This window comes from Marisediminitalea alba, assembly GCF_002993365.1.
Classification (GTDB): Bacteria; Pseudomonadota; Gammaproteobacteria; order Enterobacterales; family Alteromonadaceae; genus Alteromonas; species Alteromonas alba.
Genome location: NZ_PVNP01000213.1, coordinates 1 through 15,576 on the forward strand (window position 1 = coordinate 1; position 15,576 = coordinate 15,576).

Here is a 15,576-nt window from a genome sequence, read left to right on the forward strand (position 1 = left end):
TGTGAGATGTATGGACTCCCTTCCCTGAAAGGGGTACGGTCTTAATTGTCAAATTAGCCAAAGGGGTCCATACATGATTAAGAATACAATTATTGCAATTGACCTTGCAAAGCATTCCTTTCAGGTTTGCAAGTTCAACAGTGACGGAAAAATTGATTATAACAAAGCAATGAGTCGTAAAGCATTGATAGCACTTCTGGGAAACCATGTGTCAGCGTTAGTGGCAATGGAAGCCTGTGGTGGCTCGAATTACTGGGCGCGTTTAGCGAGGCGGCATGGTCATCAAGTAAAAATCATTCAGCCTCGCGCAGTAAAAGGGCTGCAATTAAAGCAAAAAACAGATAAAAATGACGCCTACGCTATCGGTATTGCGGCTCAATTACCTCATATAAACTCTTGTGGCATCATGGAGGAAGATGAACAGGGTCTTCAGGCCCTGGAGCGGGTGCGAATGCTGCAGTTGGAGCAAAGGACGGCGTTGGCAAACCAGATACGAGGACTGTTGACGGAATTCGGGATTGTGATAGCAAAGGGGTTAAATCATTTAGTCACTGCGCTGCCTGACATTTTAGAAGATGCAGAAAACGGCTTGCCGATGAATTATCGTCAGGCTTTGGCTGCGCAGTCACAAATGTTACAACTCTATACGACTCAAATAGAAAGTTATGACAGGCTCATAGCAGAACACACGCGGCATAATCCTGTTTGCCAGAAATTAAGTAAACTCGAAGGCGTAGGCCCTTTGATTGCTTTGGGGTTAACCGTTCGATTGGGAAATGCGACAGAGTTCAATACAGGCCGGGATGCATCAGCATGCATAGGTTTGACACCGAAGCAGCATTCGACCGGCGGTAAAGAGCGATTGGGACATATTTCTAAAAACTGTGCAGATAAAAGATTGCGAAGTTTGCTCTATCAGGGAGCAATGTCGGTAGTGAATAAAGCAGTATCCAGAGAGCCTAAGACTGTGAAAGAGCAGTGGCTGAAGGCGTTAGTTGACCGAAGGGGAAAGAAGGTTGCTGCCATCGCGTTAGCAAATAAAACGGTGAGAACCGCTGTTGCTCTAATAAAGAATAATGACGATTACAATCCGATACTGTTAGCAGCCTAAGAGTTAGTAAATCAACAAATTGCGAAAATAAATGGTAAGACCAACCAGCAGAATTCAGCCAGTCCTCTCAAGTGACTAAACACTGTGTGTGAGAATTGAACTGTTGGTGCGTATACATCGAAGGGCAGGAGTAGCTCTCCATTTAAAGCCCGTATATAAGAGCGCATCTACTACTAATTTTTCAAAAGATGTTGATTACTTCAGGGAGTCCATATAAGAGGACGGGAGTTGCGAAACTCCCTCCTACTCGATCTTGTTTATCATGTTGGTCGGCGCCGGGATGATTAAGCAATCACCTGGGTAAGCGTATGAATGTCGCCTGGATTAAGGGTGATACCATTAGTCACCGCGGTTTCCACACACAGCATTTGTTTGTAACCGAAAGCGTCCATGTCACTCATCGAGGCTGCGGATTGCCACGGATTCCACACTACAATACTATCGTGACCCGCTGAGCCAATGGTAATGTAAGGCGACTGATTGGCGACGATAGTTAATGTTTTCGGGGCTTCCTGATGGATGCGATCGGTTTCGCTACTGAAAGTATACGGCGTTGGTGCCGGTTTTACTGCCCAGTCTTCCAGCTTGTCTTTATATTCACCCGCCAGGCCTTCCAGCGCCACGTCGGCGATATTATTGACATCGAAATAAGTATGCAGGGCGCAATTTAGTGTAAAGGCCTGTTGTTCCTCCAGACTGGTGGTTTCCAGGCTGACGGTTAGCTCGCTGGCAATCTTCAGGCGTAATTTTACCGCGCATTCATAACTGAATCCCGGGCCTTTGGTGATGGCCGGTGTCAGCACCATTTCTGAGGTGGTGCCGTCGCAGTTAAACTCACTGATATCCCACATTTGGGTACGCAGAAAACCGTGGGAGGGCAGTTCGCCCTTCGCTTTGCCGTGGGCATCGCTGAACCAGGGCCAGCAAAGCGGAATACCGCCGCGAATAGGGCGCTCACCATTAAGAACGGCTACCGGGCTGACCCAAAGGCGGTCGCGGTTGTCATGACTTGGAATAAACGACAGCACGTGTCCGCCAAACAGACTGATGCGACAACTCGCTGATGCGTTGGATACGGTAACGAAGCGATTACCGTCTTTTTCTTCTATCTGATAAGTTTGGTCATTCATTCGTGATATCCCTTGACCCTGTTTTTTGGTCAGTTAAGTCGGTACTTAATGCCATTTATTGTTGTTGATTTCCGTGTCACCTCAACGTACTTCAGGCCGCGCTGTGTAACGGGTGATGAGCAGAATTAGATACGTCTGCAAGTCAGGCAAACCGCAACGCGTTGATAACGACAATCCTGAGGTGGCCCGGCAATGCTTATCTTGCCTGATAAATAAAAAAGGTGCGATAAAAATCGCACCTTTTTCGTTATCATCAGAAGGGATTACTTGCTGATATGTGCAACCAGTTCAAGTACCTTGTTTGAATAACCCCATTCGTTGTCGTACCAGGATACAACTTTTACGAATGTGTCGGTCAGGGCAATACCTGCAGTCGCATCAAATACGCTGGTGCGTGCATCGCCAACAAAGTCGTTAGATACTACGGCATCTTCGGTATAACCCAGAACGCCTTTCAGTTCGCCTTCAGAAGCGGCTTTCATGGCTTCACAGATAGCTTCGTAGCTGGTTGGCTTGGCCAGGTTTACAGTTAAGTCAACCACAGATACGTTAGGCGTAGGTACGCGGAACGCCATGCCAGTTAACTTACCATTAAGAGCAGGGATAACTTTACCTACCGCTTTTGCTGCACCAGTTGATGAAGGAATGATATTCTGACCGGCACCACGGCCACCACGCCAGTCTTTCTGAGACGGGCCGTCAACCGTTTTCTGGGTTGCAGTTGTTGCGTGAACGGTGGTCATCAGACCGTCTACAATGCCAAACTTATCGTTTAGCACTTTGGCTACTGGTGCCAGACAGTTAGTGGTGCATGATGCGTTAGATACAATGCTTTCACCAGCGTAGCTGTCGTGGTTTACACCCATAACAAACATCGGTGTGTCATCTTTTGAAGGTGCCGACATGACTACTTTCTTAGCGCCTGCTTCGATGTGCTTGCTGGCAGTTTCTTTAGTCAGGAACAGACCGGTCGATTCGACAACTACGTCGGCATCCACTTCTGACCAGTTTAACTGGGCCGGATCTCTTTCTGAGGTAACACGGATTTTTTTACCGTTAACGATCAAATGGCCGTTATCAACGCTTACGTCAGCGTCGAAGATGCCATGGGTTGAATCGTACTTTAATAGGTATGCAATGTAATCTGGGTCCAATAAATCATTAATACCAACTATTTCAATGTCTTGTCTGCTTTGTGCAGCACGCATCACGAGTCGTCCGATGCGGCCAAACCCATTGATCCCGACGCGAATTGTCATAACATGCCTCTGTATCGTTAGTTAATAGATTGAAAAATAATTACGTAAAGTATGGATCAAAACTACACCCAAGGCAAAACTTTATGCTAATTTTGTTGCAAAATTACAGAAATGCCAATGCAAACGTATTCAATTTTACGTCTGAACATCTTCAACAATAATGTAGAGTATTGTTAAATGGCCTATGCCACCCGGTTTGCTTATCAGGCGAACCTCACACACAGGAACAACTATGACTAATCAGGTTTTGCAAAAGCTTGTCGAAATGCGGGGCGTAGAAACCCAATACGTTGATGCATGGGGTAACCCAGCGACAATTTCCGAAACCAGTAAAGCGAAACTTCTTCAGGCTCTCGGATATGACATCAGTAACGAATCAGTGATAGCTGAACAGCTCGATACGGAGATCGCTACGGTATGGTCTCAGCTGCTCGATCCGGTCTGTGTGCAGCGTACTGATGACGAAAAACAAATTCGCCTGCGCTTGCCACTGGCTTCGGTCAATACGGAATACACCGTTAAAATCGATCTCGAAGAAGGTGAGAGTCATACCTTTATAGTTATACCAGTTGATCAAACTTTGCTCAATGTTGGCGTAGTTGATGACCTGGAATTTCATGAATACAGTATAGCACTTCCACAGGAACTGCCCTGCGGCTACCACGGTATCTCATTGTGTGAAGCACAAACCGTAATCGCAGACATGCGCTATATCGTCGCTCCTGCTGCCTGTTATCAGCCCGAGGCGATTAAGGCAGGTAAAAAATTGTGGGGGTTGAGTGTTCAGCTGTATTGCCTGCGTAGCGAAAATAACTGGGGCATTGGTGATTTTTCTGATTTAGCCCAGTTGGTCACTAAAGCAGGCAAGCAGGGCGCCGGCTTTATCGGCCTGAACCCTATTCATGCCCTGTATCCTTCAAACCCTGAAGCGTGCAGTCCGTACGGACCGTCATCGCGACGCTGGCTGAATTTTCTCTACATAGATGTGACGGCATTACCAGAATATAACAGCGCTGCAGTGCAGGCGGTGGTCAACGCTGAGGACTTTCAGGCTCGACTCGACACTGCACGAAGCGTGGAGTATGTCGACTACAGTCTGGTGACTGAGCTTAAAATGGCTGCACTAAACAGCCTGTTTGATGAGTATTACAACGCTTACCTGAAGAAAAACACCAAACAAAACCGTGAGTTTAAGGCCTTCATCAACGCCGGTGGTGAGAGCCTTGAAATGCAGGCCACTTACGATGCCATGCAGGAATATCTGCAAAACGATGGTAAGGATGCCTGGGGCTGGCCGGTATTCCCGGAAAACTGGCGCGATTTCCATAATGAAGCGGTGGCAAAGTTTGCTAAAAAGCATAAAAAGCGCGTGCAGTTTTACATGTTCCTGCAATGGCAGGCAGCAGAACAGCTCGAAAAAGCCAATCAGGCTGCTATTGCTGCCGGCATGCCGGTGGGCATTTATCGCGACCTGGCAGTGGGAGTCAGCGAGGGCAGTGCGGAAATCTGGGGCAATAAAGACCTTTATTGCACCGCTGCCAGTGTGGGCGCACCGCCGGATATCCTTGGGCCGCTCGGTCAGAACTGGGGTCTGCCACCCATGGATCCCGAGATCCTGTATCAACAGGCGTATCAGCCGATCATTGATTTGTTTACCAGCAATATGCAATCGTCCGGTGCGCTGCGAATTGACCACGCCATGGGGCTATTACGCCTGTGGTGGGTATGTCAGGGGGATCATGCTAAAGAAGGGGGCTATGTATATTACCCGCTGGAAGATTTACTCGGCATTCTGGCGCTGGAAAGTCATCGTCATCAGGCAATGGTGATAGGCGAAGACCTCGGTACCGTACCAGAAGAGATTCGTCAGGTACTGGCGGATAACGGCGTGTATTCTTACCGGGTGTTCTTTTTTGAAAAAGCCGAAGACGGTGGCTTTTATTCACCGGCGCACTATCCGCAGCAAAGCATGTCGACCCTGACCACCCATGATATGCCAACCCTTATAGGCTACTGGCATTGCCTGGATTTAGAATTAGGTAAGCAATTAGGCTTGTATACCGACGACGATGTGCTAAAAACCCTGTATGCTTCCCGTCACGAAGATAAGCAGGAAATTCTTAATTCACTGCACGGCCATGGTCGGGCAGGGAACGAAGTGGGCAGAGATGTGAATGTCACGGGTATGAGCCGAGAACTCAACTTCGCCTTGCAGACGCACATGGCCTATGGCAGCAGTGCGTTACTGAGCCTGCAGCTTGAAGACTGGCTGCAAATGGATAAACCGGTCAATATTCCGGGCACGTTTATGGAGTATCCAAACTGGCGACGTAAGCTTTCACGCAATCTGGAAAGTATTTTCGCTGATGAGGATATTCAGTCGCTTGCCGCCGGTATTGATGCGGGCCGTCAGGAGGCCGGTCGGCAAAAGACCGGCCGCTAGCAGGACAGGCAGTAAATTAATCGCAACGCCGCAGATGAAGTAGGAGTCAGGAATGCAATTTGAAGGACAGTTAGCCCAGGCACATTGCCAGCACCCGTTCGCCGTGTTAGGCCCGCAATTTAATGGCACGAATACCTTTGTGCAGTACTGGCAACCCGGCGCGCAGGCGGTTGAGGTGGTCGATGCAGCGTCGGCTGAATCTCTCGGGTCACTTGCACCTGCTAATAGTGACGGCCTGTTTAATGGCGTCATTGAGGGGCTCAGCAGCTCGTCTGCCTATCAGTTAAAGGTGACGACCGATGAGGGTGAATCGCTGGTCACCGACTCGTATCAGTTTCAGGCCGAAGCCTATCATGCGGTGCATTTTATTGATCACGAGCCGCAAAACCTGTACCGCCAGGCAGGTGCGCAGCGTATTACCCTTGAGCGTGACGGATTTCACGCCGAGGCCATAAGATTTGCGGTGTTTGCACCGAATGCGTCGGCGGTATCGGTGATTGGCGACTTTAACAGTTGGGACGGGCGTTACCATCCCATGCAAAAAACCGATATGGGCTACTGGGTACTGGTTGTGCCGGGGCTTACCGAAGGAACCCGGTATAAGTATCAGGTTAAGGATGCCAATGGTCATCAGTTACCGCACAAAGCCGATCCGCTGGGTTTTTATGCCGAGCAATATCCTTCCCATGCGTCACTGATTTACGACCACGAACGCTATGAATGGCAGGACGCAAAGTGGCTCGAAAAAGCCGCGAAGCAGAATAAATACCAGACTCCGATGAGCGTTTATGAGGTTCATCTGGGCTCGTGGAAGCGACCGGGTAACCCTGAGCAGCGCTACCTCAGTTATCGCGAGCTGGCCGAAGAACTGGTCGCCTATGTTACTGAAATGGGCTACACCCATATTGAGTTGCTGCCGGTTTCAGAGTTTCCGTTCGACGGTTCATGGGGCTACCAGCCGGTGGGCTTATTTGCGCCCACCAGTCGCTTTGGTTCGCCTGACGACTTTAAGTTTTTTGTGGATACCTGCCACCAGAACGATATTGGCGTTATTATCGACTGGGTACCGGCACACTTTCCGGAAGACGGCCACGGTCTGGCCCGGTTTGATGGCAGTCATGTCTACGAGTATGCTGATCCCCGCCGCGGCTGGCACCCCGACTGGAATTCCTGTATCTATGACTTTGGCAAGGATACGGTAAGACAGTTTCTGGTTGCTAACGCCCTGTACTGGCTTGAGCACTTCCATGTTGATGGTTTGCGCGTCGACGCGGTAGCCAGTATGTTGTATCTCGATTATTCCCGGGAAGACGGCGAATGGATCCCCAATGTGCATGGCGGTAATGAAAACCTCGAGGCGATCAGCCTGCTGAAATGGATGAACGAAGAAGTGTATCGGCATTTCCCCCATGCGATGACCATTGCCGAAGAGTCCACCAGCTTTCCTAAAGTGTCGCGGCCGGTCTTTGATGGCGGGCTGGGCTTTGGCTTTAAGTGGAACATGGGCTGGATGCATGACTCACTGCATTATATCAGCAAGGATCCGGCCTATCGTACTTACCACCACTCTGAAATGACCTTTAGCATGGTGTATGCCTTCGACGAGAATTTTGTGTTACCGATTTCCCATGATGAAGTGGTCCACGGTAAAGGCAGTCTGATTGGTAAAATGCCCGGTGACGAATGGCAACAGGCGGCCAACCACCGCTGTTACGCTGCGTTTATGTACGGCCACCCGGGCAAAAAACTCAATTTTATGGGCAACGAGATTGGCCAGAGCAGCGAATGGAATCACGATGCATCGGTCGACTGGCGTTTGCTGGATTTTGAGAAGCACCAGGGCATTCAGCGACTGTACCGTGATTTAAATCATCTGTACAAAGCATTGCCAGCACTCCATCAAATAGACCACGAGCCCGCCGGATTTGACTGGATTGACCTGCATAACCACGAACAAAGCGTGTTTTCTTTTGTACGTCATAGCTTAAATGGCACACAGCAGGTTTATGTGATCAGTAACATGACCCCAACACCGCGGGAAAACTTCCGTCTTGGCGTGCAACAACCAGGCGAATACCAGCTGGTATTAAACACCGATGATAGCGTATATTGGGGCAGTGGCGCTGCAACACCACAGCAGTGTGAGGCCGAGCCGGTGCCATGGAATCATCAACCTTATTCAATTAATGTGAATTTACCCCCACTGGCCACATTATTTATTGTATTTAACAAGGAGTGACCTTGAGCGGCGCACGGAATTTTACCTCCAGGGAAGTTGATTTAGGCAGTCCTTTTCCATTAGGCGCTACGCTAACGGAAGAGGGGTGTAATTTTGCGGTGACCTGCACGGACGCAAGAGCGGTTATCCTGTGCCTGTTTCATGCCGACACCGAAGAAACCCTGGATGAAATTGTGATGCCGGCGAAATCCGGTGATGTATGGCACGCCCGCATTAAAGGTGTGGGCGAGGGCATGTTATATGGTTACCGCGTAGATCGCGGCAGCGAGAGCTTGCACTATTCGCCCACCGATAAATTGCTTATCGACCCCTATGCCCGCCAGCTAAGCCGGCCCATGCACTGGAATGCCCGCCAGTACCAGGGTGACAGCCAGTTTATGGTGGCAAAAGGAGTGGTGGTCGCAGTGCCGGAGTCAGCAGCGCGCCCACCCAAGCCGGTTATTGAGAAGCATCGCCGTATACTCTATGAAGCCCATGTCAAAGGGCTCACGCAGCGCCATCCGGATGTTCCGGCTGAGCAGCAGGGTAAATATCTTGGCGCCAGCCATCCGGTGGTGCTCAATCACCTGAAGTCGTTGGGAGTTACCTCGGTGCAGTTTATGCCGTTAGCGTCATTCATGCCTGAGCCGTACATTACCGAGAAAGGACTGACTAACTACTGGGGCTACAATCCGGTCAATTATTTTGCTCCCGAGCCACGCTACGCTCACAGCGATCCGCTAAAAGAGTGTAAAACCATGGTCGACGAATATCATAAAGCCGGGCTCGAGGTCATCGTTGATGTGGTTTACAACCATACGGCTGAGGGCGGTAAAGATGGCCCGGTACTGTGCTTCAGAGGCATGTTCCCGCATCAGGCATATCTGATGGAGCAAACCGCGAAAGGCGGACTGGTATACAGCAACCACTCAGGTTGTGGTAACACCGTGTACTCTGCTCACCCTATCATGACGACCCTTATCATGGATGCGTTGCGTTACTGGGTGAGCGAAATTGGTGTAGATGGTTTCCGGTTTGATCTGGCCGCCTGTCTGGGACGAGATCCACAGCAATTCTCAGTATTTGCCGGATTACTTCGCGCTATTCATCAGGATCCGGTGTTAAAGTCTGCGGTATTGATTGCTGAACCCTGGGATATCGGTCCCGGAGGTTATCAACTGGGTACTTTTGGGGCCCGCTGGCTGGAATGTAACGATAAATTCCGTGACTGCGTCAGGGCGTTCTGGCGCGGCGATAAAGGTACCACCGCTGATTTTGCTACGCGCTTAATGGGCTCAAGGGATGTCTTCCATAAAGGGTATCGTTCTATCAATACCTCGGTAAATAACGTGACCTACCACGACGGGTTCACCTTGCACGATCTGGTGAGCTATGCCGAACGGCACAATGAAGCCAATGGCGAAGAAAATCGCGATGGTCATGGCCATAACCTGTCGGCCAATTACGGCGTGGAAGGCGAAACGCAGGACAAAGCTATTTTGGCCATGCGGGCTCAGCAAAAACGTAACCTGTTTGCCACCTTACTGTTTTCTCAGGGCACGCCGCATATTCTCGGCGGTGATGAGCTGAGCCGCACCCAGCAGGGTAACAACAATGCCTATTGCCAGGATAATGAAATCAGTTGGTATGACTGGGAACTGGATAAGTACCGACAGGATTTTCTGGCTTATTGCCAGCACGTAATTGCCATTCGCCAAGAGTCTGAACTATTGAGCCGCATGTATCTGCCGGACGACGCCTATCAGCTGCACTCTAATGTCTCCGAGGTTAACTGGTATAAGCCTGATGGTTCAGGCAAAGAGGATGATGACTGGCAGGCCGGCGGCAACAAGGCCTTTGCGGTAGAAATCATTGGCCATCAGGAAGCCGGCGATAAGTGTGAGCACTGGCTGTTGTGTTTTAACGCCAGCAATCGGGATGTTAAATTTAACACGCCATTAAAATCACCTAAGGGCGGCTGGTCGTTAATACTGGATACCCGTTACAGCCACCCGGCCAAACAGCCTGGCTTGCGCATCCAGCACCTGTTTTTACAGGCGGCGCATTCTTTAGCTTTGTTCCGGTATACCGATTTCCCTCGTTAGCGAAAACGGCCTGCGTGAAATTCGGAGTCAACGGCTAAACACTGGTATACTCACCGTATCTGTTTAAAGCCGGCTGTTGAGTGGTATTATACCAATCCAGATAGAAGTTTGCCCACTCAGCAAGACTGTCAGGCTTTCTGGCTAGGCTTGGTTGCATAGGTTTGGTGGTTCCAAATCAAGCAAGCGTAACAACGCCAGAAAGCCTGACAGCATTGCCCTAAGGGAGTGGCCAAAACGACTTATATCTGTGTTGCGCCCTCTGGACATAGAATAACTATGCCGCAGAGAACGCGTCGTGATCTAAGTCGTTTTGCCTCACTCTGAGAGGGTAAAGTTCTATGCGGATTGGTATTAAATAGCGATAATCGGCCGGTTGTGCTTTTCATTCCGTAAGTCGATGGTATTATGCCCACCCATCGAAGTGTAGAGGGTTTTTTGATGCAAAATAGTGGCGGTTCTCAGCCGAATAATTCATGTGATATTGGTGTCATTGGTTTAGGTGTTATGGGTAAAAACCTGGCCCTCAACCTGGCTGATCATGGTTATCAGGTAGCGTGTTTTGATTTAGACGCTAAACGCATTGATGCCATTGTTGCACAAGACCGCAACGAAAATGGTGCCGATTCCACCCGGATCGTACCCGTGCATACCCTTGAAGCGCTGCGCAGTTCACTGGTTTCACCCGCCGTTATTTTACTTTCTATTCCAGCCGGTAAACCGGTGGATATGGTGTGTGAACAACTTATTGCCGCGGGCATTGATAGTGAAGATGTGATCATCGATACCGGCAACAGTTTGTGGAGTGACTCGGTAGCGCGAGAACAACGCTTTGCAGAGAAGTTCCTGTTCTTTACCACTGCCGTTTCCGGCGGTGAGGTAGGCGCCCGTTTTGGCCCTTCATTAATGCCTTCAGGCTCTGACAAAGCCTGGCAACGTGTAGGCCCGATGTTACGAGCTATTGCCGCCAAGGTTGACCCGGAAACCGGCAAGCCCATTGAGACAGCCACGCCTGGAGAGCCGGTTAAGCACGGCGAACCCTGCGCTGCTTACATTGGCCCTAATGGTGCCGGCCATTACGTTAAAATGGTCCACAACGGCATTGAATATGCCGATATGCAGCTAATTTGTGAGGCTTATCAGATAATGCGCGTGGCGCTGGGTATGACGCCTGGCGAAATTGCCGCTGTTTTCCGACGCTGGAATCAGGGGCCGCTGGACTCCTACTTAATTGAAATCAGCGCGGAAGTGCTCGACCAGCAGGATCCTCAAACACAGCAGCCGCTGGTTGATGTGATCCTCGATAAAGCGGGGATGAAAGGTACCGGTCTGTGGACGGCCGTAAGCGCGCTACAAACCGGCAGCCCGGCGCAAACTATTGCTCAGGCAGTATTCGCCCGCAGCCTGTCTGCGCTTAAATCCGAACGGGTTGAAGCCGCTAAAGTTCTGGCCGGGCCAGAAGCGGTAGAAGTAAGCGAAACTCAGCGCGAGGCAGTAATCAAGCAACTGGAACATGCGCTGTATTGCTCCAAAATCTGTGCTTATGCGCAGGGCTTCCAGCTTATGAACGCGGCGGCACAGGAGCAGGGCTGGACGCTGCACTTTGCCGAGATTGCCAAAATCTGGCGTGCTGGTTGTATTATTCGTGCGGTATTCCTGCAGTCTATTTCTAATGCTTTCGACCGCGATATCAACCTGCCCAACCTGCTGGTGGATCCGTTCTTTGCAGAACAAATCGCCACTTATCAGGCCGACTGGCGAGCCACTGTTGCGCTTAGCGCAGTGCAGGGCGTTGCCTGCCCGGCAATGATGTCGGCGCTAAGTTATTACGACTCTTACCGTACGGCGGTGTTACCGGCCAACCTGTTACAGGGCCAAAGAGATTTCTTTGGCGCTCACACTTTCTCGCGCACCGATAAGCCGGCGGCAGAGAAATACCATATTGCATGGAGTGATCCATCCCGTCCGCTGCAGCTTATTTAGTAGCAGATCTGCAAGTACGAGGAGACAATCATGGCTGACAACGACCAATGGCGCGATAAGCTTACTGAAGAGGAATACCGGGTTACCCGCCTCGCTGGCACTGAACGGCCTTTCTCTGGTACTTTATTGTATGAGTCACGTAGCGGCAGTTACGTGTGTAAATGCTGTGGCGTAAAGCTGTTCGACGATACCACAAAGTTTGAATCCGGCTGTGGCTGGCCGTCATTTTTCTCGCAAAGTGAAGACGACAACGTCGGTTATCGCTTTGATGAAAGTCATGGCATGCGCCGTACCGAGATTTACTGTAAAAACTGTGATGCCCACCTGGGTCATGTATTCAGTGACGGGCCGGCACCTACCGGCCAGCGTTATTGCGTGAATTCTGTCAGTCTGGATTTCAATCCGGAGTAGTCTGGTATCTGTTCTCAGGAGGCAGCAGTCCTTTAAGTCTGCCTCCTGAAAAAAATTCCCCGTTATTTCGTAGCGCAATAACCATTATTTGAAAAAAATTTAAGTTTTTTTCTGTAATTAAATTTCAAATTTTCTGTCACAGACGATCAATCTTCAACGCATGGGCGTCAAATTCCCGCGACTCGATAGCGCCGGTAATATCGTCGGCGAGCCGGTCGAGAATGTCTACCGGCAAGCTGTACTGGCTACTTAATGCCACCAGCTGGCTATTATCGATACTGTCGGCAAAATGATTGGTTACTTTGGTCCAGACATACGCCATACGGTAATTCTCAATGTCCATCGACAGTGTCATCAGCATACTGGTGATATGACCGTCAATTTCCTGCTCAACGTTGGCATACTGACTCAGCGCCATAAACAGGGCATCGCGGGCTGCCAGTGGATCGTCAGCAATCAGAATACTTGCCAGATCGATATAATACTTCGGCTCACTGAATACACCTTGCTTAGCCGCCGCCACAAACCGCCCCCTCGCATCCTCATAGCCAAATCTAGACCATTGATAATAGGAGATATAAGGGTCCGGTGAGTTCTTGGTTTGCCATTGCAGTTGCTTTAATGCTTTGTTAATGGAAACCGTGGCTTCATTACGGGCAAATTCCTTATCGCGGTATTTGATGTATTCGATTTGCGATGCTTTGGCTATGCAGGACTCGTAGTTTTCGTAGTTGACCAATAACGCATACTTAGGCCGGTCACTGTCATCATCTTTGAAGTTAAAGCGGTGACGAATTATTTCTGAGCGCTCTGCCCGGCACCAGCCATCGGTATTTAAATCGGCACAAAAATGTGGGTAATCCTCACAAATAGTTTTAATGCTTGGCGCAAATAAATCACCACAGGCGCTGATAAACAGTGCAGAAGTAAGATAAACAACACCTCTCAAAAGTGTGGAAAAATTACTTAATAAATCCCTCTGCTTTATTGTTTTTATCGATTTTCTGAAACTTTTCAACAATTTGGAGTTACCTCTTTGATTATTTAGAATACCCGCCGACGGGAATAAGCGGTGAGAGTGTTCTGACGTACAACCACATATTCCTGTACACATCGTCAATTTTATACATGATTTATTTGATGAAGGCACTAGTATGAACCAACCCTTTGAGCAAGAATTGCAATCCAGCTGGCAGGAGCGCCAGGAATACGCAGAAATGATGTTACCGATCATCGGTAAATTATACCGTAACAAGTCTATCGAAATCTCTGTGTACGGTCGCACACTGTTAAACGCCAGTGCGATTGATGTAATCAAAGCTCATCGTAAAGTCCGTCTGCACGAAGGCATTAAATTACGCCTGCGCGAGAGCTATCCTATTTTAGAAGCCATCAACTCCATGCAACTGGCACCGGCCCAGATAGACATTGGTAAACTGGCTTTCGATTTTCATTATGGCAGTGCCGTCGACAAAACCGACCTGAACGCATATCTGAAGGATAAGTTAGCAGACGTGGTCGATAAATCAGATGATCATGAACCTCAGGACGTTGTGCTGTATGGTTTCGGCCGTATAGGTCGGTTACTGGCCCGCTTAATGATTGAGCGCCAGGGACAAAATAATAAACTGCGCCTGCGCGCAATTGTAGTGCGTGGCGGTCGTGACGGCGATCTGGAAAAACGTGCCAGCCTGCTACGTCGTGACTCGGTTCATGGGCCGTTTAACGGCAGCATTACCATCGACCACGAGCGTAATGCCCTGAAAGCCAACGGCTCGTATATCCAGGTGATTTACGCCAACAGCCCTGACGAAATCGATTACACAGCGTATGGCATTAACAATGCGCTGGTTATTGATAACACTGGTATCTGGCGTGACCGCGATGGTCTGGGCCTGCACCTTAAAGCCAAAGGTACCTCAAAAGCCCTGCTGACTGCGCCTGGTAAAGGGGATATTAAAAATATTGTATACGGCGTGAATAACAGCGACATTACTGAGTCTGACACTATCGTGTCGGCAGCAAGTTGTACCACCAATGCTATTACGCCAGTCCTTAAAGCGCTGGATGAAGAGTACGGTATTGTTAACGGTCACGTAGAAACGGTGCACTCCTATACCAATGACCAGAACCTGATTGATAACTATCATAAAGGCGAGCGCCGCGGCCGTAGTGCACCGCTGAACATGGTTATCACCGAAACCGGTGCGGCTAAGGCTGTTGCCAAGGCGTATCCAAAACTGGCCGGCAAACTTACCGGTAATGCGATTCGGGTACCTACACCAAACGTATCGATGGCCATTCTGAACCTGAATCTGGATAAAACCACCGACAAAGTGGCAGTGAATGAATTCCTGCGCGATACGGCATTGTTTTCGTCTTTGCAGCATCAGATTGATTACACGGCCTCTACGGAGGTGGTTTCTACCGACATGGTTGGCACCCGTGCAGCGTCAGTGATCGATTCCCAGGCGACTATTGTCGCGGATAATCGCTTAACCCTGTATGTTTGGTATGACAATGAGTTTGGTTACAGCTGCCAGGTAATGCGTGTGGCGATGGATATGGCCGGTATCACCGTGCCGACACTGCCAGTCTAAACCGCAATTGTACAAGCTTTAAACGGCACCTTTACTGGTGCCGTTTTTTTATCGTGCGCCGGGCATGGCGCGTAGTGCGAAAGCACTGTTCGATTCATTGTGGTGGTGAGTCGATGACTTGGAGGTGAAAGTCCTCTGCACACCCGGCAAGGGGAAGTGCTAGCCGAACGGCAAGGGTGTTCATCGCGAGGTGAAATCTGAAGGAAGCCGAAGGCAAAATGCTGGCCTGACGAACAGGAAGCGGTTTAGGCGTTGCTGCAGGGTGAGGTGGCGATTATCACTAAAGCCCAATACTTGCACGGAATGCAGCAACGTAAAG

10 protein-coding genes are annotated in these 15,576 nt (G+C 49.7%); 7 read left to right on the forward strand and 3 right to left on the reverse strand.

Annotated elements, in window-relative coordinates; all coding sequences use genetic code 11:
- Window positions 1–73: 73 nt before the first annotated feature.
- Window positions 74–1,111, forward strand: a complete 1,038-nt coding sequence (locus tag C6Y40_RS23275; RefSeq protein WP_105933382.1) for an IS110 family RNA-guided transposase — start codon at window positions 74–76, stop codon at window positions 1,109–1,111.
- A gap of 284 nt (window positions 1,112–1,395) precedes the next feature.
- On the opposite strand, the gene C6Y40_RS23280 is transcribed toward C6Y40_RS23275, so the two are convergent.
- The gene (locus tag C6Y40_RS23280; protein ID WP_105936780.1) at window positions 1,396–2,241 is read right to left on the reverse strand and encodes a D-hexose-6-phosphate mutarotase; all 846 of its coding nucleotides are present in this window, start codon (window positions 2,239–2,241) and stop codon (window positions 1,396–1,398) included.
- A gap of 263 nt (window positions 2,242–2,504) precedes the next feature.
- Complete coding sequence (gene gap / locus C6Y40_RS23285; protein WP_105936781.1) at window positions 2,505–3,500, reverse strand: type I glyceraldehyde-3-phosphate dehydrogenase; 996 nt, start codon at window positions 3,498–3,500, stop codon at window positions 2,505–2,507.
- 232 nt (window positions 3,501–3,732) lie between these two features.
- Between gap and malQ the strand changes: the two genes are divergently transcribed.
- From malQ to msrB, 5 genes are all read left to right on the forward strand, one after another.
- Window positions 3,733–5,943, forward strand: a complete 2,211-nt coding sequence (gene malQ, locus C6Y40_RS23290; RefSeq protein ID WP_105936782.1) for a 4-alpha-glucanotransferase — start codon at window positions 3,733–3,735, stop codon at window positions 5,941–5,943.
- Between the two features lie 52 nt (window positions 5,944–5,995).
- Entirely contained in the window at window positions 5,996–8,182 is a 2,187-nt protein-coding gene (gene glgB, locus C6Y40_RS23295; protein ID WP_105936783.1) for a 1,4-alpha-glucan branching protein GlgB, read from the forward strand.
- 2 nt (window positions 8,183–8,184) lie between these two features.
- Window positions 8,185–10,266 carry a glycogen debranching protein GlgX gene (gene glgX, locus C6Y40_RS23300; protein ID WP_105936784.1) on the forward strand — a complete coding sequence of 694 codons (2,082 nt, stop codon included), beginning with the start codon at window positions 8,185–8,187 and terminating at the stop codon, window positions 10,264–10,266.
- Between the two features lie 438 nt (window positions 10,267–10,704).
- Window positions 10,705–12,246 carry an NADP-dependent phosphogluconate dehydrogenase gene (gene gndA, locus C6Y40_RS23305; protein WP_105936785.1) on the forward strand — a complete coding sequence of 514 codons (1,542 nt, stop codon included), beginning with the start codon at window positions 10,705–10,707 and terminating at the stop codon, window positions 12,244–12,246.
- 30 nt (window positions 12,247–12,276) lie between these two features.
- Window positions 12,277–12,657 carry a peptide-methionine (R)-S-oxide reductase MsrB gene (gene msrB, locus C6Y40_RS23310; protein ID WP_105936786.1) on the forward strand — a complete coding sequence of 127 codons (381 nt, stop codon included), beginning with the start codon at window positions 12,277–12,279 and terminating at the stop codon, window positions 12,655–12,657.
- A gap of 136 nt (window positions 12,658–12,793) precedes the next feature.
- Here msrB and C6Y40_RS23315 read toward each other — a convergent pair whose 3' ends face one another.
- Window positions 12,794–13,606, reverse strand: a complete 813-nt coding sequence (locus tag C6Y40_RS23315; protein WP_170308573.1) for a DUF2989 domain-containing protein — start codon at window positions 13,604–13,606, stop codon at window positions 12,794–12,796.
- 205 nt (window positions 13,607–13,811) lie between these two features.
- Here C6Y40_RS23315 and C6Y40_RS23320 point away from each other — a divergent pair, with 205 nt between their 5' ends.
- On the forward strand, window positions 13,812–15,257 hold the full coding sequence (locus C6Y40_RS23320; protein WP_105936788.1) for a glyceraldehyde-3-phosphate dehydrogenase: 1,446 nt from the start codon (window positions 13,812–13,814) through the stop codon (window positions 15,255–15,257).
- Window positions 15,258–15,576 lie beyond the last annotated feature (319 nt).